Genomic DNA, 21,675 nt, shown 5'->3' on the forward strand with positions numbered 1-21,675 from the left:
TCATGATTTGATAATTATACCCCTGCGGGTTTGGCAAAATCATGATGGTTTCATCAATTGTCTTTTTTAATTAAAATTTAGCATTTAGACCGAAAATAAACTGGCGTGTAGAAGGAACACCGACGCCAACCTCATTAGTTTGCTCACGGTTATTACTCCTCCCACGTGCCTGCTCAGGGTCAAGATTGTCGCCATACTTTGAGAATATGAAGGGATTTTGAGCGCTTGCGTATAACCTAAGTGAAGACATTTTCAACCTGGTAGTTACAGTGCTTGGAATGTTGTATCCGAGGTTAATGTTACGGATCTTGGTGAATGATCCGTCAAAATAAGATATCGTATTGCTGTACAACGGATTCTCCTGGTTCTGATTCGGCCGCGGGAAAGCGTTTGTTGGGTTTTTAGGCGTCCAGTAGTCTACATTCAGATTATTGTAACGGCCAGCCAATGCATTTACACCGCTCGTATATAAACTACTTCGTATCATACTACCCTGGCGGGTGAATACAAATATCGAAAGGTCTACTCCTTTAAAGCTAAACCGGTTAGTAAAACCGCCTGACCATTTCGGGATATCTGATCCAAGAATCACACGGTCGAGAGCATTGATAACTCCATCGTTGTTTTGATCCCTAACCTTGATCTCTCCGGGTTTTTGTGTGTATTTCGATGCTTCAGCGGCCTCTTCAGTCTGCCAAATACCTGTCTTCTCGAAATCATAATAAACAGTTAAGGGCTTACCAATAAAATACAGACTGCCCACATCATCATTTTTACCACTGTAAATTTCAACAATCTCTTCTTTATTACTGTTCACATTGAAATCAGTCGTCCACTGAAATCCATTATCTCCGCCTTTATCAATATTTACTGTAGAGACGGTAAACTCAATACCTCTATTGCGACTTTTGCCTACATTTTGCAAAACGCTACCGTATCCACTGGTAAATGGTAGATTTCTTGGCATTAGAAGGTCAAAAGTGTCCTGTTCGTAAAGCTCCAATGAACCAGATATGCGGTTATTCAACAATCCGTAATCAAGACCAATGTTGGTAGTAGCAGTGGTTTCCCATCGTAAATCCGGATTAACCAAAGAATTAGGTCGATAACCGAAAGCACTTGTTGGACCAAATACATAAGTAGTCCGGCTAAGTGATCCTTGTGTTCCATAAGGACTTATTCCTTCATTTCCAGTAAGTCCGTAACTGACTCTTAATTTCAGGTTCTCAATAGCAGTGATCCCTTTCATAAAAGGCTCTTCTGAAATACGCCATGCCAGGGCTGCCGACGGAAAGAATCCATACTTTTTAGTATCTCCAAATAAACTCGTCTCTCCTGAAAATTTGGAAGAACCATCAATTCTGGTTGTAAGAGTAAGCAAATATTTATCTTTCAATCCGTAATTTATCCTCCCCATGTAGGACAACAAGCCACTTTCGTTCAGGTCACTATCAACCCCTTCAATGGTTGGTGCTGAAGAAAGCTTATAAAACAATTGGTATTCGTAAGGTAAACCGCTGGCCCTGATACTGGAAAATTCATTTCTCTGCTTCTGCACACTAAATAAGCCCGTAAAATTCAAGTCATGAATCTTATTGAATTTTTTGCTGTAGTTTAAAATATTTTCAACCGTGTAAGAAAACTGCTGATTATAGTCATTTCGGGCAAAAGCAGTACCATTCCCTCTGGCATTCGTTAAGGCTGCCTGGAACTGTCCAAACCGGCGAACTGAATAATCTGGTCCAAAATTTAATCGATAGGTCAGCCCATCTACTATTTTATACTCTGCATATAAACTGGCGAAAACCCTGGTACGACGATTTTGATCAATCAATGCGTTTTTTTGAACCTCGAGTAATGGATTGGTTTGTGCCCCATCCGAAGTATTCCGGAACAGCAACTTTCCGTCTTTATCAAATGGAATACCAAGAGGGTTTTCTCTTAATGTAACTCCCCAGGGATTCGAACCTATATTTTGTTGGTTTAAGCTGGTTAGTAAAGACACTCCAAACTTTAACTTAGGACTTATTTCCTGATCCAGATTAACCCTTATGTTATCACGGTTAAAATCCTGACCAATTTGCACGCCTTTATCTTTGAAATGATTAAACGATACTACGAAACGTGTTTTCTCACTTCCTCCCGAAATACCGAGCTGGTAGTTCTGAGTACCGCCCGTTTGAGTAAGGTAAGATTGGTAATCTGTGCTCCGGCCAAGGGCCAGAGATTCCTGTTCTATAGCTTCAAATAGTGCTTTATCAGCCGCCACTGGATCTGCATCGTTATACTTCCCGATTGCTCGCCGTGATTCTCTTTTATATTCAGCGAATTGCTCGCCGTTCATTACATCATATAGATTAATGGGCTTGGAAATTCCGTAATAGCTATCAAAATCGATATTTGTTTTTCCAGGTGCACCTTTTTTAGTTGTAATGATTACAACACCGTTTGCCCCTCTTGAACCGTAAATTGCAGTTGAAGATGCATCCTTGAGGATCTCCATGGATTGTATATCCTGAGGATTGATATCATTGATGCCGCCGGAAAGAGGGATACCATCTACAACATAAAGAGGATCATTGCCGGCGTTAAACGATCGTCGTCCTCTTATCCGCACGTTAACTCCGTCACCCGGACGGTTGCCAGAACTAAGCACTTCCACCCCAGCTGCCCTACCCTGCAAAGCCTGCTGGGCATTTGTTATTGGCAGTTCAGAAATCTCCTTTGCTGAAACTGAAGAAATTGCTCCGGTTACCTGACTCTTTGTCTGGGTTCCATAACCAACTACCAATACTTCATCTAGTGATTGAGAATCTTCGATCAAACTGACGTCGATCGTACTTGCCCTTGAAAAAGTCTTTTCCTGACTGATGAAACCTAAAAAAGAAAATACCAAGGTTCCTCCATTTTCAGGGACATTTATTGTGTAATTACCATCAGCTCCGGTGGTGGCGCCAATATTCGTTCCTTTTAGCCTTACGCTAACACCCGGGAGTGGTTCACCATTTGAAATTACTTTTCCAGTGATTGGCCAATTTACACGTGCAGCATAGGCAATTCGAGTCACTCGAGTCGAGCCGTAAGCGTCCTCATTACTGTTGAGAGCTAATGCTTCTTTTGAAAACAAGGATACTAAAAGAATAAAGCAAATTTTTATTTGCCTAAAGCGTAAAAATTTTGTCATAATTTAAGAAGTTAAATGTTGATGAAACGGTGTGAGATAGAAAAACCTTTCAGAAAGTAAAACTCGTTTTTATAGAAATATTACGTGAAGGCCGTTTACACTCTTGTGATGTCTAACGCATAATGCAACAGCACTGATTTTATGAAGATTAATTTTTCTTGAACATTCCATTTTTTTAGTTAGTGTAAGAAGTAAATTTAATAAAAAAAAACATTCCGATACAGAAATTTATGCAATCGTTGCCGACGCAATGAAACCGAAAAGAATTGCAAAACATTTCGATCGGAACATGTACCTATTTCTATTTACGTCTAATTGCTATTTCTGATTTTCTTTTTTTTTGAATTTCGATAAGTATTTATAAAATGAATTACATCTCTTAAAAAAACGCGCAAACAATCCCGAAAATCGATTCACGGGCCGGAAGTGAAAAGCGGGGCCTGACCGGTATGAGTTGATTAGCGAATGGTATCTCATCCGGATCTATATAAATTAAATTTTTATCTTGTCTGACATCTCCCGAAAAAGACAAAATGGAACAAAATGCCCAGCTTGAACTGGCTTTTAACTTCGTCCAATATACAGACCGGAACATATTCCTTACGGGAAAAGCAGGTACCGGCAAAACTACATTTCTGCACAACCTAAAGAAGTCATCTCCAAAGCGTATGACCATTGTTGCCCCCACCGGAGTTGCTGCAATAAATGCAGGAGGGGTTACGATAAATTCATTTTTTCAGCTGCCTTTTGGTCCCTATATACCCGGAATAACTAATAAAAACGGACAACATAAGAGATTTAGCAAGGATAAAATAAATCTGATCAGAAGTCTGGACTTGCTCGTTATTGACGAGATTAGTATGGTAAGGGCAGATACGCTTGACCATATTGATGAGGTGATGAGGCGTTATAAAAATCATCATAAGCCATTTGGAGGTGTTCAGCTTTTGATGATCGGCGATTTGCATCAGCTTTCTCCGGTGGTAAAAGACGAAGACTGGATGATGCTTAAAGATTTTTATCCAAACATGTTTTTCTTTAGCAGCAGGGCACTAAGCGAGACGAAGCCTGTCAGTATTGAATTAAAACACATCTATCGGCAGGCTGATGCGAATTTCATTGATCTTCTGAACAGCGTGCGTCAAAACGAGATAGATCAGAACGTCCTGAACAAGCTTAATGAACGTCACATACCGGACTTTAATCCATCCGATGACGAAGGCTATATTATCCTGACCACGCATAATAAGACCGCCCATGATATAAATGAAACTAAACTTGCCGAAATAGATAAACCCGGAAAGTTTTTCACCGCACGTATCCAGGATGATTTTCCCGAATACTCCTATCCTACCATTCCCGAACTTGAAATAAAAAAGGGGGCACAAGTTATGTTCGTCAAAAACGACTCGTCTCGCGACCGGTTGTATTATAACGGTAAGATTGGGGTTGTTACCAACATCACGGATGACACAATCTTTGTTAAGTGTCCGGGTGAATATTCTGAAATAGCTGTGAGTCCCGTAGAATGGACGAACATAAAATATGTGCTTGACCCTCAGACAAAGGAGGTCCAGGAAAAAGTGATCGGTACCTTTACTCAATATCCACTTAAACTAGCCTGGGCCATAACCATCCATAAAAGTCAGGGCTTAACGTTTGAGAAAGCCATTATAGATGCTAATCTGGCATTCGCCCACGGGCAGGTATACGTTGCGTTAAGCCGATGCAAAAGCTTTGAGGGAATGGTTCTGCGATCGCCGATAAACTTTAATAGTGTAAAAACTGATGGTACGGTTGCAGAATACACACGGAATGCCAATGAGCCTAATGAACAGGATCTCACTGACGCCAAGATCGCTTTTCAGCAAGACCTTTTATATGAGCTATATGACTTCACATCTACAAAAGCACTTTTCTTTCAGCTCAGGAAGGTATTTGAAGACCATCACACTATTCTTGATCCGGAGTTCAATAATGTTTTAAACGAATTAAAAGCTGCGAGTGAAAAAGAGATCTTTGAGGTTGGTGATATATTTAAAAGACAGATTCGAAGCTTGCTCAGCGAGAACTCTCTTCCTGAAGAAAATTCCGATCTGCAAACGAGGGTTAAAAAAGCAAGCACATATTTCTTAGACAAAATAAGCTCAGTGTTAAAAGTGGGCTTGCACCAACTAAACACCGACACCGATAATAAAGCTGTAAAAGCTACCATGAGTGCCATAATGGAGGCTCTGGCGAAGGATATTAACGTTAAGACAGCTTTGATGAAACTTTGTTCCGGTGGCTTTTCCACTTCCTCCTATCTGAAAACAAAGGCCGATATAGAGATTGATCAGTCAGCATCAAAAGTGAGTGCAACACCAAAGGCCGCAACATTAAAAAACATCAGTCATCCGGAGCTCTATCAATTACTGAAAGCCTGGCGTGATGAACTTGCGGAAGAAAAAAATGTCCCTGTATATCTTGTCCTTGCCCAGAAATCTATACTGGAGCTTGTGAAAATGCTTCCTTCAACACTAGCAGAACTTGAGAGTATCAAAGGAATTGGCAAGATGAAGGTTAAGCAGTTCGGGTCGGATATTTTAGAGATTATAGACTCCTACTGTCGTGATCAGGGTATTGAACAAAGTGTAATCGAAATCCCAATCAAAGAATCCCGGATAAAGGTTGATACTAAACAAGTTTCTCTTAGCCTCTTTCACTCAGGGAAAACCGTTTCTGATATTGCCAGCGAAAGGGGATTAACAGCTGGTACAATTGAATCACACTTGGCTAACTTTATAACTAGCGGAGAAGTATCTGTCTTTGATATCGTGAGTAAAATTAAAGTAGCACGAATCATGGCATTTATAGTTCAAAACCCTGGCAAGTCAACAAACGAGACTAAAATGGAGCTTGGCGATACTATCTCCTATGGTGAGTTGAAGGCAGTGATGAACCATCTTCAGTTCATCCAAGGTGGGGAATTTTAAAGGCTTCCTTCTATCTACAACATATTTGCTGCAGCAAACATTTTTTATTTGCCAGATCGATGCAACTTAAACTGCAAGCCGTGCGTCTTTTTATAAAAGCTATTGAATATTTACACCTAAAGCACAAACCGTATTAAACCTGCATGAGCTTACCGATTGCACAGGACATGAAATCAAGCCTGCCTGCGGTAGGCAGGCACATGCAAGCCCTGCCTGCCGGCAGGCAGGTTCATAGACATTAAACAACAAACTATACACAAATGAAAAAGAGCATCTTCTCCCTTATCTTCCTTTTCCTTTTTGCGGCGGTATTGCCAGAAGCCCGGAGTGAAACGGCAACTAACACCATTTCAAGTAGTGTAATCAGTCTTTTATTCGGCAAAAGTGAAAATAGCTCGTCCAGAAGTATACGAGTAAAAAAAAGAAAAATTAAAAAAGTGGTCAGAAAGGTTGCGCGAGTCTACAGGAAAGGGAAAACCGACCGATCTAAAATCAAAAAATCAAGGAAGATTCAACGTCAGGCTCGCAGGATTATCAATATTTTCTAAAAAAGAATTGCATCTAAAACGATATGGATGCAATTCCTTTTTGTCACTAATAATCAGGGCGCGGTCCAGGTATTGTTAGCAGAATTAGAGTCAGGCATTACCTTATCGGGATCTGATATTATTGATTTGATCTCCTCATCTGAGGGATAAAGGAAAGTGAATCGCAGATTTCGCTCCCAAACTTCTACTGGTAATTTAATCCGGCTAATTTTACCACTCTTTGTTTCGATCTGAAGAATAGTAGGCATAGCCATCTTCTCCAGGTTATCCAGTGTTATATGGGCTCCCTGCTTTGGATCATTCTTAACGTAAGCGACACCAGCTACCGCCTGGTCTAACTTCCAGTTATTCAGGAACCAGCCTCTCCAAAACCATGCAAGATTTTCACCCGTAACATTTTCCATCGTTCGGAAGAAGTCATCTGGTGTGGGATGCTTATACGCCCAACGCTTGATATACTCTTTAAAAGCCCGGTCAAATCGATCCCGCCCTATCACTTGTTCACGGAGCAATATTAGTCCGGCAGCTGGTTTGTAATAAGCCAGGTATCCGATACTTTGCTCTTTCATATTATCCGGGCTGCTCATTACAGGCTCAAATACTGAATTAGTTAACAGTTTTCCGTAAACATGCCAGTCATAAGGTTTCGGTCTATATTCTCCGTTATTAAAGTCTTCACTCGCCAGTGAGTTGATGAATGTATTAAAACCCTCATCCATCCAGGCGTGCACACGCTCATTAGAGCCAACTATCATAGGGAACCAGGCGTGACCGAATTCATGGTCTGTTACTCCCCAAAGCCCGGCATTTTTTGCTGTCGCACCGCAAAATACGATTCCCGGATATTCCATTCCTCCAACGTTTGAGGCAACATTTGTAGCTGCAGGGTATGGGAATTCAAGCCACTTTTTGGAGTTGAACTCGTTGGAAGCTTTATTGTATTCAGTAGATCGCCCCCAAGCCTCTGGACCGTCACTTTCAACCGGATAGGCGGAAATAGCCATCGACTTCTTTCCGCTTGGAAGGTTCATTCGGGCTGCATCGATAATGAATGCTGCTGATGTTGCGAAAGCGGCATCGCGGGCATTTTTCAAACTAAATCTCCATGTAAGTTCATCTTTTCCTGTAGGTCTTGACCCAGCATCCTTTACTTCAGATGCCGACCTGATGATGACTGTCTTATCACTTTGAGCGGCAGCAGCCCAGCGCTTTTGCTGTTCGGCTGTATAAACTTCCTTAGGGTTCATGAGTTCTCCCGAACTAACCACGATATGGCTTGCCGGAACAGTTACGCTAATGTCATAATCGCCATACTCAAGATAAAACTCGCTAGGACCCATGTATGGGATCGTGTTCCACCCGGATACATCATCGTAAACGCACATTCTTGGATAGAACTGCGCAACAGAAAATATCTTACCGTTTTTGGTGTTCAGTATCCCCATTCTGTCAGAACCGTACTGAGGTGAAACAAAAGAATATTCAATTTTAACCTGCAACTTTCCTCCGGTGGCTGCAAGCTCTGAAGGAAGATATATCTGCATACGAGTATCTTCTATGAAGTACTCTGGATCCTTCTCAACGGCTCTGCCATTTTCAGTTTCTACAATCTTTACTGATTTTATCTTGTAGCCTGCATCGAACTTCTGGCCTTGGGCACCGCTTCTGCTCCCTCCCGGAGATATAAGAGCGTGGCCCCGCGAGTCTTCTTTAAACAAGTTTTGGTCCAGCTGCATCCAGATAAACGACATCTTATCCGGGCTGTTATTTGTGTAGGTTAAAATCTCTGTTCCTGAAATCTCATTTGTTTGCTCATTAAGCCGTACAGATAATTTATAATCCGCTCGATTTTGCCAGTATTTAGGTCCCGGCTGGCCACCCGCTGACCTGATATCGTTCCCGTTTTTTGTATAAAAAACAGGTCCGAAGGTGTCATGGTAATCATACTTCGTAGCGGGTTGCAAAGAAACATTCTGTCCTGTTGTCGCCGTTTGTTGTGAAAATGCATTGAATACCGCACCTAACGATATTAACGTTAGTGTTAAAAACTTTAATCTGCCCATCTGAATAAATTTTAAAGAGACAAATTAAAGAAAATCTTATGACATCTGAGATGAAACTAAGCTTAAGCTATCTCAAACAGTTCTTTATAAGCTGCCTCATCGAAACCGAGAAGTATTCCCCTCTCAGTTTCGATAACAGGTCTCTTTATAACGCTTGTTTTTTCCTGCATTAGTTTGAAAGCTTCTGTCTTCGAGCTTACAGTTGTTTGTCTTTCTGGCTCAAGCTGCTTCCAGGTAGTTCCACGCTTGTTGACGAGAGGCTCCCAACCCAATTTTGATGTCCATTCTTCCAGTTTGGGTTCTGTTATTCCCTGCTTCTTAAAATCATGAAAATCGTATTCGATGTTGTTTTCTCTCAGCCAGTCAAGAGCTTTCTTTACTGTATTACAGTTCTTAATTCCGTATACTTTCATAAAGGCAAATATAAAAATTACTGTGTGGCGCCCGAACATCCGCCCGAAACATCATCATTGTTCAAGCCTTTTTTATTCTGCTTAATACTATACTTGTCAGGTTTATCTCCAGCTATTTATTAAACCTGGTCATTGTGAGCTCGGCTCCAACGGAGATAAAGCTCTTTATCATCTCTACCGACTGGTCTATTAATGCCGGCAGCTCTGGCTGTTCGTCCTCATCAAATCCACTTAGAACATAATCTACCTGACGTCCTTTAGGGAAATTATCTCCAATCCCAAACCGTAACCTGGAGTAATCAGAATGGCCTAAGGCCAATTCTATACTCTTCAGGCCATTGTGTCCTCCGGCGCTGCCTTTGGGCTTAAGCCTTATCGTACCAAGTGGAAGTGCCAGTTCATCCACAAGAACCAACACATTTTCCACAGGAATTTTAAGATCCTGCATCCAATAGTTTAGCGCTTTACCGCTGAGGTTCATATAGGTTGTAGGTTTGATCACATGTACCTTTCTACCTTTATGGCTAAACTCGGTGTAATTAGCCAGCCTCATATTAAAAAAGGAAGAATGCTCCCGTTTGGCAAGTTCATCAGCGATCATAAATCCGATATTATGACGTGTGTCTGCATACTCGGGGCCTATGTTTCCTAATCCTATAATAAGGTATTTCATGTAATGCAAATATGAAGAAAGTTTGAGGCATTACTACAGCAAAAAAAAATCCCGCAAGTGCGGGATCTTTTAAAAATAGGTTCTGAAGAATTATTTCTTAGCTTCAGTTTCTGCTTGTTTTAATGCACGTGACATCGTAACAGATACAATAGTGTCGTCGGCATTGTTGGTTACTTTGAACTTGTCAAATTCCAATTCTCCCACACCAACTGATTTACCAACATCAAGTTTCTCAATACTCACTTCAACATACTGAGGCATATCTTTAGGCAAAGCCTTGACACGCAGCTTACGCAGCTTTTGAACTAACTTACCACCAGTCTTTACACCTGGTGAAGTTCCCGTAAGTTTTACAGGGATCTGCATAACAACTGGTTTCTTTTCATCAAGCTCTAAAAAGTCCACGTGAAGTGGCTGATCAGTTAATGGATGAAAATGTACATCCTGGATGATAGCTTGTGCTTTAACACCAGCAACTTCCAGCGCAACGAATGAAACTTCTGGTGTATACACCAAACTTTTCAAATCAGATGCAGACACAGAAAAGTGGATTTGATTTTTTCCACCATAAAGAACTGCTGGCACTTTGCCTTCGTAACGCAGCTCTTTAGCGTCTCTTTTCCCTACGTTCTCTCTTGGAGAACCGCTAATAGCAATTGATTTCATTATTTTGTTTATTATTAGTTGTTTATTATTAGTTGTTAGTTGTTGGACATCCAACTCCCTAACTAACGTCTTTGTTCTTTGTTCCTTTTGCCGCGCTCCGCCTGCCTACCGGACAGGCAGGCTCGCAATGACAGCTATGCAGTCTTGACTCCTGGTTCTTTGTCCCTTAATCTATATTGAATAAAGCGCTCATCGATCCGTGCTCATTTACATTGGCTATAGCCCGGCTGAAAAGATCCGCTGTTGAAAGCACACTGATCTTAGGACTGGTTTGTCTCGCGGCTATCGTATCGGTAACTATCATTTCTGCTAAAGCAGATTTCTCTATCGTTTTATATGCATCCCCAGATAAAACCGGGTGAGTACATACTGCTCTTACACTGTTCGCTCCATTTTCCATGATAAGTTCGGCAGCTTTTGCCAGCGTCCTTGCCGTATCACAAATATCATCGATCAAAACCACATCTCTTCCGGTTACATCTCCAATGATCGACATTGATTCTATTTCGTTTGCACGCTTTCTTTGCTTGTCACAGATAACGACCTCAGCATTAAAATATTTAGCGAAGGTCCTTGCTCTGTACGATCCTCCCATATCTGGCGATGCTATCGTAAGATTTGGGAGGTTAAGGCTCTTTATATGCGGGACGAAAATCACCGACGCATCCAAATGATCTACCGGTATATCGAAGAAACCTTGTATCTGTGCTGCGTGCAAGTCCATTGTCATGATCCTGTGAGCGCCAGCAGCCGTGATCAAATTGGCCATGAGTTTAGCTCCAATTGCAACTCTTGGTTTATCTTTCCTATCCTGTCTTGCCAACCCAAAATATGGAACGACTACAGTAATGTAATGTGCCGAAGCTCTTTTAGCCGCATCAGTCATCAAAAGCAACTCAACAAGGTTATCATTCGGCTGATTTGTTGACTGGATCAGAAAAACATCACAGCCACGTACTGATTCATTAAAATGTGGCTGGAATTCACCATCGCTAAACCTTGAAAGAACGACATCGCCTAAGCTCTTACCATATGCAGCAGCAATCTTAGTCGCAAGGTCAATAGTGCCTGAGCCTGAAAATAACTTGATAGGATTAAAAGATAGAGGCATTTTTGTTTCGGATATCGATGATTAAAAGCAGATACTTAACATGTCTGGCCTGTTAAGGCCTCATTATCAATACAATTCCGAAACTCGAAATTTTTATGGTTGCCCGACCAGGATTCGAACCTAGACAAACTGCACCAAAAACAGTTGTACTACCATTATACTATCGGGCAATCAAAATCAAAAAGAAGGTCTTTTTGAAATGGAATGCAAATATAGCTTGATAAACTATAATGTGCAAATGAAAAATTGATTTTTGTTTGTTCGGAGGTCTGAGGTCTGAGGAAGCTTTACCTCGTTGGAAAGAATATCCCAGTTGTCAGCCACCTTATGTGCATACTTCCTACTTCAGGCTTATGACCTCCGACTTCAGATCTTCGATAGTTAATTAGTGTTAAACCTTACCACATTTCTACATCAAATTCACTATTTTCGGCAGCAGTATTTTGAACTGAAATATATGAACTATAATAGAACTAATAACTTGTTAGGATGGCTAAGTTTCCTGACAGCATTAATTGTATATACTCTTACTCTTGAGCCGACTACCAGTTTCTGGGATTCCGGGGAGTTTATTGCTTCAGCTTATAAATTACAGGTCGTACACCAACCCGGAGCACCGTTATATCTGATGGTAAGCAAGGTTTTTTCACTTCTTGCAGGCGGGGATACGAGTCGGGTTGCATTCTGGATAAACATTTGTTCGGCACTAGCCAGTGCTGCCACTATCCTTTTCCTGTTCTGGACGATCACAGCCCTTGCAAGAAAGATTATTGTTAAACCTGGTGTCAGCCTTACTCAGGGTGAAATGATTACGATCATGGGTTCTGGCCTTGTTGGTGCTCTCGCCTACACATTTTCAGATTCATTCTGGTTCTCTGCTGTTGAAGCTGAGGTATACCCACTTTCTTCATTATGCACGGCTGTTGTATTCTGGGCCATCTTAAAATGGGATCAGCATGCCGATGAGCCTTACGCCGACAGATGGCTCGTTTTTATCGCTTATGTCATGGGGCTTTCAATAGGCGTTCACCTGCTAAACCTGCTTGCTATTCCGGCTATCTCTTTGGTGTATTACTTCCGAAGATCAACTACAAGGACCTCTTCCGGAACTCTCCTAACCCTGCTCGCGGGGATTATAATTCTGGCTTTTATACAATACGGAATTGTTCAATACACAATCAAATTCGCAGCCTATTCTGATCTGTTCTTTGTTAATACCCTGGGCGAAGGCTTTGGAACCGGTGTAGTTTTCTTCGGAATTCTTATAATTACAGCTCTTACTGCCGGTATACTTTATACAATTAACGGTCAGAAATCCCACCTTCTCGCTGCAGTAATTTCATTTGTAGCTCTTATGACCATAGGCGGCGGCATCGGAGGTCTGATAGTATCAGGTATTATTTTGGCAGCATTGGAGTACATGCTAAAGATTCGGGAAAAGCGACGTGTATTAAATCTTGCTCTAATATCAGTAGTGTTCATCATATTAGGATACGGTTCGTTTGCAATGATCGTTATACGGGCCAAAGCTGATCCGACGTTAAATAATAATGATCCCGACAACGCTTTTTCTTTATTAAGCTATGTAAACCGTGAGCAGTACGGCGACAGACCGCTGGCTTATGGTCAGTATTTTGATTCGAAGCCTATCGATAGTAAGCAAGGTGATATCATATATCGCAAGGGAAAAGAGAAATATGAGTCAGCCGGTCAGAAATACGAGCGTGTGTATGATCGTAATACCATAATGCCTCGGATGTACAGCGATGACCCTCAACATGCAGCAACCTACCGCGACTGGATGGGCATGAGTGAAACTCAGTCGCCGACATTCGTCGATAATATTGGATTCCTGATGAGTTATCAAACCGGATTCATGTATGCACGTTATTTTGCATGGAATTTTATTGGACGGCAGAATGACGAGCAGGGTCATGGTAATTACACCCAGGGGAATTGGCTTTCCGGTATAAAGTTTATCGACAATATGCTTTTGGGGGGCCAGTATGATCTTCCAAAAAGCCAGATTGAGAACGGAGGATATAACAGATATTATTTTTTACCATTCATTTTGGGAATTATCGGGGCTCTTTGGCACTTTAAAAAGAATCAAAAGGACGCCGGCATTGTAGGCCTGCTGTTTTTCTTCACGGGAGTTGCGATTGTTCTTTATCTGAATCAAAATCCTCTGCAGCCAAGAGAAAGGGACTATGCTTACACAGGATCTTTCTATGCTTTTGCAATCTGGATCGGACTTGGAGTTGCCGGAATTGCCGATTTCCTGCGTTCGAAGATCAAAACACCCACTGCAGCTGTACTTGCCACTGTAATTGGATTACTAGCTGCTCCAATGCTAATGGCAAAAGACGGCTGGAATGACCATGATCGGTCCACGAAATTTACCGCACGGGACATGGCGGCAGATTATCTGGAATCTTGTGCACCAAATGCAATCCTCTTTACATATGGCGATAATGATACTTACCCGCTATGGTACGCGCAGGAGGTTGAGAATATCCGTCCGGACGTCAGGGTAGTCAACCTTAGTCTCCTTGGTACAGACTGGTATATCCGACAAATGAAAAAGAAAGTGAACCAGGCAGATGCCTTGCCAATTACAATGGCGGATGAAAAATTCGTTCAGGGTGTCCGCGATGTAATGGGGTATCAGGATTATCAGGTTCAGGGAAATGTCGAATTAAAAAATCTCTTTGACATTCTGACATCTGAAGATGAAGCCGACAAAGCAACTTACCAGGACGGATCAAAAGAAAACTTCCTTCCTACTAAGAATTTTAAGATTACCGTTGACCCAGCTCAGGTTACAGCTTCTAAGACTGTGCCTTCTGAATACCTGGGACTGCTGGCACCGTCCATAGATTGGTCTTACAATAAAAACTACGTAACCAAAACAGAGCTTGCGTTAATCGATATCCTTGCCCACAATGACTGGAAGAGGCCAATATATTTCGCAATTACTGTCCCTTCAGATAATTATATCGGTCTGGACAACTACTTGTATAATGAAGGTTTTGCGTATCGCTTATTACCCCTTAAGCCTCAGGTGGCAGACTCAGCGGCAGGCGAGAAACCTGATCTGACTAATACAGATGCGATGTATACTAATATGATGACCAAGTTTAAATGGGGCAACATGAAAAATGCTTCTTATTTAGATCCTGAGTCATTGCGCATGAGCTTTACAATAATTAACCATTTCAACATTCTGGCTGAGAACTTATATAAGCAAGGCAAAATTGAAGAGGCTCGTAAAGCCTTGTTAAAATGTATCGCAGTAGTGCCTGATAATAATTACTCATTAAATTTCACCATCCGGAAATTTTACATGGCCGACCTGCTTTATAAAGTAAAGGAACCGGCAAAGGCAAACGAACTTATTACAAACACGGCAGAATATATTGAAGATCAGCTGACGTACCTGTCGGCTATTGCTGAAACTAAGGAAAATCTGAATGTCCGTGAAATGCAACTCGGAATGTATGTAATTGCAGAAATGGTTAAGCTGACGGCTCAGAACAATCAGGCCGACCTGAATAAAAAATTGCAGGCGAGATATAGTGCAATGGATAGTAAGTTTATGGGACTGAAATAAGTTGTACGTGATACGTTCTACGTTTTAAGTTTCTAAACGCTGCTAGAAGGTTCGTGTTCCGATGAGTATAAACGTGGCTTCAACCGTTATACACGTAAAACGTATAACGTAACACGTATAACTATTCCACAACCACACCCATCGCACAAAACTTGTCGATACGGTCGCTAATAACTGAATCAATATCTCTGGGTTTTAATTCTCTAAGGTCTTTTATTATCTTTTCCTGCACGGCTTTAGCCATTCGCTCTGGATTATGATGTGCTCCTCCAAGGGGTTCTGGTATGATCCCGTCAATTAACTTATTACGATACATATCTTCGGAAGTAAGTTTGAGGCAATCGGCCGCCTTCTCTTTAAAATCCCAACTACGCCATAAGATTGACGAACATGATTCAGGTGAGATAACGGAGTACCAGGTATGCTCGAGCATGTAAACTCTGTCGCCAATACCTATTCCCAAGGCCCCACCAGAAGCGCCTTCTCCTACAATGAAGCAAAGAATAGGCACTCTTAATACAGACATCTCCATCAGGTTCTTTGCAATAGCTTCACCTTGTCCCCGTTCTTCGGCCTCCAGACCCGGGTATGCCCCCGGAGTATCTATAAATGTAATCACTGGCTTATTGAATTTTTCGGCAAGCTTCATTAATCTTAAAGCTTTGCGATAACCCTCTGGATTTGCCATACCAAAATTGCGATACTGCCTCATCTTGGTGTTAACGCCTTTCTGATGGCCAATAACCATCACGGTTTCTCCCCCAATACTTGCAAAACCTCCTACGATCGCCTTGTCATCCTTCACCGTACGGTCGCCATGCATCTCGATGAAATCATCACAGATCATTTCGATATAGGATAAAGTATATGGGCGTTCGGGATGGCGGGATATCTGAACTTTTTGCCAGCCTGTTAAATTAGAATATATATTTTGCCTTGTTGCTTCGATCTTTGCTTCCAACTCTGTCAGCGTAACAGACATATCAACTTTGGTCTTATCAGCTACCTGATTGACCTTATCAATCTGTAGTTGAAGATCGGCAATAGGTTTTTCAAAATCGAATGTTGTAGTCATCGTAAATATTAGTGAGCCGGCTAAATTAGGGAAATTAAAACTATCTCAACAGAACCTTTCAAATTGAATATACCACAAATAATTACCTATTTGCGAATCAGGGACGTAGATTTTTCAGGTGCTCTTTTGCAAGATCCCAATTGCTGGCTTTTTGGGTATCTAGCTCAGCATTATCTATTAATTCCTGCAAACCGGAAAGAGCTTCGATTACCTCTGACGCTTTGACCTTATGTTTCTTCAAAGCTGGCAGTTCGAGAATGATCCCCTTTTGGTTGCCTTTCTCATCTGTAATAAATTTTATGCCTTCTATCATAAGGGAGTTATATGTTGTACGTTCTAAGTTTTAAGTTACTAAACGCGGTAAAAGGCTACAAGCTCCATATCGGTTATGATTCACTTAAAACATACAACTCGCTTCATACGGTAGCAGCAACATCGTCGGCGGGAATAGTAAATTTAAAACAAGTACCTTTTTCAAGCTCACTATCAATATGAATTGATCCACCATGCTGCGCAACAAAATCACGAACCAATAAGAGGCCCAAGCCAGATCCTTGTTCATTGTTGGTACCTGTTATAGAAACCGGGCTAATGCTTTTAAATAGTGATTGTTGTACTTCCGGAGTCATTCCAATTCCTGTATCCATTACACACACTTCAACCATGTGATCGGTAAAAGATGCTGACACGGTGACTATTCCGCCTTCAGGAGTATATTTAATGGCATTCATTGCCAAATTTTGAAGTATCGAACGAAGCATAAACACATCTGCTTTCACGAAAATATTCTCAGGAATATTGTTTTCAAGCTTTACATCTTTTTGTAAAGCATTCGGCTTTAGTATCTCCAGGGACACGTCGATTCCATTTCTAAGCTGGATACTAACCGGATTAAAGGCAGTTTTCTCGCGCTGATTTTTCGCCCAATTTACAAGCTCATTTAACTGCTCCAAAATCTTATTTGATGTCCGGTGAATTATCGAAGCGAGGTGCTGGGTTTCCTCAGGGCTCTCGGTCTTGCTTTTTTTCAGTCTGTCTGAGGATGCTAATAAAGCAGTTAGAGGATTTCTTAGATCGTGCGATATAACCGACAGAAACTTATCCTTTGAAAGATTTAAATCTTTAAGCTCATGATTCAAGTCTTCCAGCTCCTTTGTCCGATCTTTCACACGATCTTCCAGTTCCTGATTTAGCTTCCGCAGATCACCATTAATACGTGTAAGTTTGTCTTCCTGGGCTTTCAATATTTTATTCTTGCGATAAAGCTCCACGAAAATCGCAACTTTAGATCGAAGGATCTGAGTATTAACCGGTTTACGGATATAGTCGACCGCGCCAGCTTGATAACCTTTAAATATTGCTGCCTCTTCATCGTCCTGACCACTGATAAAAATTATAGGGATATTCTTAAGCTTATCACGCTGGTATATAACCTCTGCCGTCTCATAACCATCCATGATAGGCATACGGATATCAAGCAGTATCAGAGAGAAGTCCTCTTCTTTCAAAAGAATTGAAAGAGCTTCACGGCCTGATGTTGCCGTCACGAAAGCATAATCATCTTTTTCCAAAACAACCTGCATGGACATAAGATTGTCCGCATTATCGTCTACGAGAAGTATTTTAACCGGATCCAAATTATTTAGCGTCTTCTAGTTAGTACAGCCAAACACGCATTAACGATAGTAGCTGATCTGTTTTCACTGGTTTGGTAATATAATCTGATGCACCGGAAGCAATGCATTTCTGCCTGTCCCCGATCATTGCCTTGGCTGTCACTGCGATAATAGGTAAGTTTTTATTTTTGTTCTCTTTGCGCATCCACTGTATTGTCTCATAACCATCCATTTCAGGCATCATTATATCCATCAGTACAATATCTATGCCCTTTTGACTGGCTAATATTTCTAATGCCTCCCTGCCGCTCTCCGCTGTGATCACATTTAGCTTTGATCGCTCAAATGCTGCGGTAAGAGCAAATAAATTACGCACATCATCATCAACAACAAGAGCTGTTCTTCCGTCAAGTATATCTGTATTACCCCTGACTTTGTTGATCAGGTCTAGTTTAGTAGTACTTAATGTTTTCACATCAATATGAAGAAGATTCAATACTTCCTCAAGGATGGTACCATGTGAAGTAGGTGTCTTCGTTATCAATTTATAAGTAAGCCTTTTCAGTTGAATGAGTTCGTTTGACGTAAAATCCCTGGCTGAATGCAAGAGAATTGTTGCTTGCGGGCTCTTAAATAAGTTTATTTGCTTAAGTAAATCCAACCCTTTGGCGTCCGGAAGTGTATAGTCAACGATTATACAATCGAATATCTCCTTCTTGAGGACAGCTATGGCTTTCTTGGCCGTAGTTGCAGTTACGACTAAAACATGATCGTTCACCAACAATTTTGACAAATGCTCCAACTCCACTTCATTGTCCTCTATCAACAGAACTTTCTTTTTGGTTTGCTCATGGAAATTGACAATTCCAATAATAAGTTCGTCAAGGGCACTATTTGAAAGTGGCTTTAAATGGAAGCTTCTTGCACCGAATTTCATTGCCGCCGACCTATCATCCTCCCCTGAGATCAGATGCACGGGAATATGCCTGAACTTGAGACTATTTTTCAATGCCTTTAGCACTTTCCACCCGTTAGATTCAGGCATCTTCACGTCCAGCGTGATAGCAATAGGGTTAAATTTAGCTAGAGCGTCAAATATCTCCAGATAATGGGTAGCAACAACTACTTTTAAACCGTAACTATGAGATCTTTCGATAACAATCTTAGTAAAACGTAAATCGTCCTCAATTACCAGCAGAACTTTATCTGACGGCAGTATATTATGTCTGTCGTCATCAATAACCATCTCAACCGGCTCGGTTTGAATTACTTTCGAGTGAACCGGAGTGTAATCTTCTTTAGCCTTCAGATCATTTAATATAGCAGGTACGGGAACTTCACTATATTTCAATGGCAGGAATAGCGTAAATGTACTTCCCTTGCCCAGATCGCTTTGAACATCGATCGTTCCGCCCAAAAGCTCCGCAAAACCCTTACTGATCGATAAGCCCAGACCCGTACCTCCGTACTTCCGGCTGGTAGAACCCTCCGCCTGTTGAAATGCTTCGAAGATTATGCCTTGTGTAGTTTGCGATATTCCGATTCCGGTATCTTCGATTGCGAAAGCGATCACTGAATCGGCACCTGGGATTGGGTTAGACTTTTCTATATCGGGTCTGTAAATATTAAGTTTTATACTGCCTTTCTCGGTGAATTTAAAGGAGTTAGAAAGCAGGTTCTTCAGGATTTGATTCAAGCGCTGAATATCCGTCTCCATTACTTCAGGAAGACCCTCCTCGATATCAATTTCGAATTGAAGGTTTTTCGCTTCGGAAAGAGGGCGGAACGTTGACTCAACAAATGATGCGATCTCTCTGAATCCTACCGACATGAAATCCGCTGATATTACACCAGATTCGATCTTAGACAGGTCAAGAATGTCATTTATCAGTTGTATCAGGTCATCCCCGCATGAATGGATGGTTTTAGCATAGCTGATCTGTTTTTCATTCAAATTCCCTTCATGATTCTCAAAGAGTTGCTGCGCTAATATTAATAAACTATTAAGCGGAGTCCTTAACTCATGAGACATGTTGGCGAGGAATTCAGACTTGTACTTGGAAGTCAGCGTAAGCTGTTCTGCCTTTTCTTCCAGAGATCTTCCCTTATCATGGAGTTCATCATTTGCCCGTCTCAGCTCTTCCTGTTGCGATGAAAGCTCGCCTGCCAGCGACTGCGATTGAGACAACAGTTCTTCTGTACGAGTATTCGTTTCAATGTTATTAAGTACGATCGCGATACTTTCGGTCAGCTGATCCAGGAAATCGATATGTGTATCACTGAAGCTTTCAAAAGAAGCCAGTTCAATAACCGCTTTGACATTATTCTCAAACAGAACCGGCAAAATAACCAGGTCTAGGGGAGGGGCATTTCCAATTCCCGAGCTTATTTGTAAATATTCACCGGGAACATTGCTTAATCTAATCTGCTCTTTGTCGGAAGCACACTGCCCGACTAATCCTTCATTTAAAGCAAACTCCTGGTTCCGTACAATTTTACCTTTTTGGGCATATGCAGCAATCAGTTTCAGTTTAGGGTCGTCAGAAGACTCAGGCTGTTCCAGAATATAAAATGCCCCGTATCGGGCATTCACCAATTCTGCAAGTTCAGAAAGTACGTTATTAGCAACAGCATTTCTGTCCCGCTGTCCCTGAAGCATCTGAGCAAACGTCGCAAGGTTGGATTTCAGCCAATCCTGCTCGTGGTTTCTTAATGTTGTATCTTTCAGATTGGCAATCATTTGGTTAATCGTATCCTTTAAGGCCTCGAGCTCCCCTTTTGCATCCACACGAATAGTCCGGGTAAGGTCACCCTTTGTTACCGCGGAGGCTACCTCAGAAATCGAACGCACCTGTGTGGTAAGATTCTGAGCTAATTGGTTTACGTTTTCCGTGAGATCCTTCCAGGTTCCTGAAGCGCCCGGCACACTTGCCTGGCCACCGAGACGTCCCTGCACACCCACCTCACGGGCAACTGTTGTTACCTGATCAGCGAAAACTGCGAGCGTATCAATCATCTCGTTGATGGTATCTGTCAACTGGGCAACCTCACCAAGGGCGTTAATAGAAAGCCTTTGCTTCAGATTTCCTTTCGCAATACCTGTTGCCACCTTAGAAATACCACGAATTTGTCCCGTCAGGTTCGAAGCCATCTGGTTTACAGAGTCCGTTAAATCTTTCCAGGTTCCACCTACACCTTTTACCTGAGCCTGGCCTCCCAACTTTCCTTCCGTACCTACCTCACGCGCAACACGCGTTACCTCAGATGCAAATGAGTTTAGCTGATCCACCATTGTATTAATGGTGTTTTTCAGATCCATCATTTCACCTTTTACATCGATTATCACCGTTTTGGAAAGGTCACCCCCCGCCACAGCTTTAGTTACCTCAGCAATGTTACGCACTTGCGAAGTAAGGTTACTGGACATCTGATTCACTGAGTCAGTTAAATCTTTCCAGGTTCCCGCTACACCCGGCACAAAGGCCTGGCCCCCAAGGTTACCATCCGTTCCCACCTCACGTGCCACCCGGGTTACCTCAGAGGCAAAACCTCTAAGCTGATCCACCATCGTATTGATGGTTTCCTTCAACTGAAGGATCTCACCACGTACATCCACCGTAATTTTCTTAGACAAGTCACCATTCGCCACAGCGATGGAAACATCTGCTATATTCCTTAATTGGGCAGTAAGATTACCCGCCATCTTATTAACCGAATCGGTTAAATCCTTCCACGTTC

General features: G+C 41.8%; 12 protein-coding genes and 1 tRNA gene. 2 read left to right on the forward strand and 11 right to left on the reverse strand.

Going from position 1 to position 21,675, the window contains the following annotated elements:
• Positions 1–70: 70 nt before the first annotated feature.
• On the reverse strand, positions 71–3,184 hold the full coding sequence (locus WKF69_RS03415) for a TonB-dependent receptor (protein ID WP_340379505.1): 3,114 nt from the start codon (positions 3,182–3,184) through the stop codon (positions 71–73).
• 533 nt (positions 3,185–3,717) lie between these two features.
• Here WKF69_RS03415 and WKF69_RS03420 point away from each other — a divergent pair.
• The gene (locus tag WKF69_RS03420; RefSeq protein WP_340379506.1) at positions 3,718–6,159 is read left to right on the forward strand and encodes an HRDC domain-containing protein; all 2,442 of its coding nucleotides are present in this window, start codon (positions 3,718–3,720) and stop codon (positions 6,157–6,159) included.
• 601 nt (positions 6,160–6,760) lie between these two features.
• Here the strand turns inward: WKF69_RS03420 and WKF69_RS03425 are convergent.
• From WKF69_RS03425 to WKF69_RS03450, 6 genes are all read right to left on the reverse strand, one after another.
• Positions 6,761–8,770 carry a M1 family metallopeptidase gene (locus tag WKF69_RS03425; RefSeq protein WP_340379507.1) on the reverse strand — a complete coding sequence of 670 codons (2,010 nt, stop codon included), beginning with the start codon at positions 8,768–8,770 and terminating at the stop codon, positions 6,761–6,763.
• 62 nt (positions 8,771–8,832) lie between these two features.
• Complete coding sequence (locus tag WKF69_RS03430) at positions 8,833–9,183, reverse strand: ArsC family reductase (protein ID WP_340379508.1); 351 nt, start codon at positions 9,181–9,183, stop codon at positions 8,833–8,835.
• Between the two features lie 112 nt (positions 9,184–9,295).
• Positions 9,296–9,856, reverse strand: coding sequence for an aminoacyl-tRNA hydrolase (gene pth / locus WKF69_RS03435; RefSeq protein ID WP_340379509.1), 561 nt, complete (start codon positions 9,854–9,856; stop codon positions 9,296–9,298).
• 90 nt (positions 9,857–9,946) lie between these two features.
• A complete protein-coding gene (locus WKF69_RS03440) occupies positions 9,947–10,522 on the reverse strand; it encodes a 50S ribosomal protein L25/general stress protein Ctc (protein ID WP_340379510.1) in 576 nt (191 codons plus the stop codon).
• A 166-nt stretch (positions 10,523–10,688) separates the two neighbouring features.
• Positions 10,689–11,633, reverse strand: coding sequence for a ribose-phosphate pyrophosphokinase (locus WKF69_RS03445; protein ID WP_340379511.1), 945 nt, complete (start codon positions 11,631–11,633; stop codon positions 10,689–10,691).
• Between the two features lie 96 nt (positions 11,634–11,729).
• Positions 11,730–11,803 (reverse strand) — tRNA-Gln (locus WKF69_RS03450).
• Positions 11,804–12,090: 287 nt separating this feature from the next.
• On the opposite strand from WKF69_RS03450, the gene WKF69_RS03455 reads away from it, so the two are divergent.
• Entirely contained in the window at positions 12,091–15,246 is a 3,156-nt protein-coding gene (locus WKF69_RS03455) for a DUF2723 domain-containing protein (protein WP_340379512.1), read from the forward strand.
• Between the two features lie 121 nt (positions 15,247–15,367).
• Here the strand turns inward: WKF69_RS03455 and WKF69_RS03460 are convergent, their stop codons facing one another.
• The 4 genes from WKF69_RS03460 to WKF69_RS03475 all read right to left on the reverse strand — a co-directional run.
• A complete protein-coding gene (locus tag WKF69_RS03460) occupies positions 15,368–16,321 on the reverse strand; it encodes an acetyl-CoA carboxylase carboxyltransferase subunit alpha (RefSeq protein ID WP_340379513.1) in 954 nt (317 codons plus the stop codon).
• A 97-nt stretch (positions 16,322–16,418) separates the two neighbouring features.
• Positions 16,419–16,634 carry a hypothetical protein gene (locus WKF69_RS03465; RefSeq protein WP_340379514.1) on the reverse strand — a complete coding sequence of 72 codons (216 nt, stop codon included), beginning with the start codon at positions 16,632–16,634 and terminating at the stop codon, positions 16,419–16,421.
• A gap of 103 nt (positions 16,635–16,737) precedes the next feature.
• Positions 16,738–17,958 (reverse strand): hybrid sensor histidine kinase/response regulator, encoded by a 1,221-nt coding sequence (locus WKF69_RS03470; RefSeq protein WP_340379515.1) that lies wholly within the window; start codon positions 17,956–17,958, stop codon positions 16,738–16,740.
• A gap of 19 nt (positions 17,959–17,977) precedes the next feature.
• Positions 17,978–21,675 (reverse strand): response regulator (locus tag WKF69_RS03475; protein WP_340379516.1); only part of this gene is annotated, 3,698 nt, incomplete at its 5' end.

Source organism: Daejeonella sp., from assembly GCF_037719425.1.
In the GTDB taxonomy this organism is placed as follows: domain Bacteria; phylum Bacteroidota; class Bacteroidia; order Sphingobacteriales; family Sphingobacteriaceae; genus Daejeonella.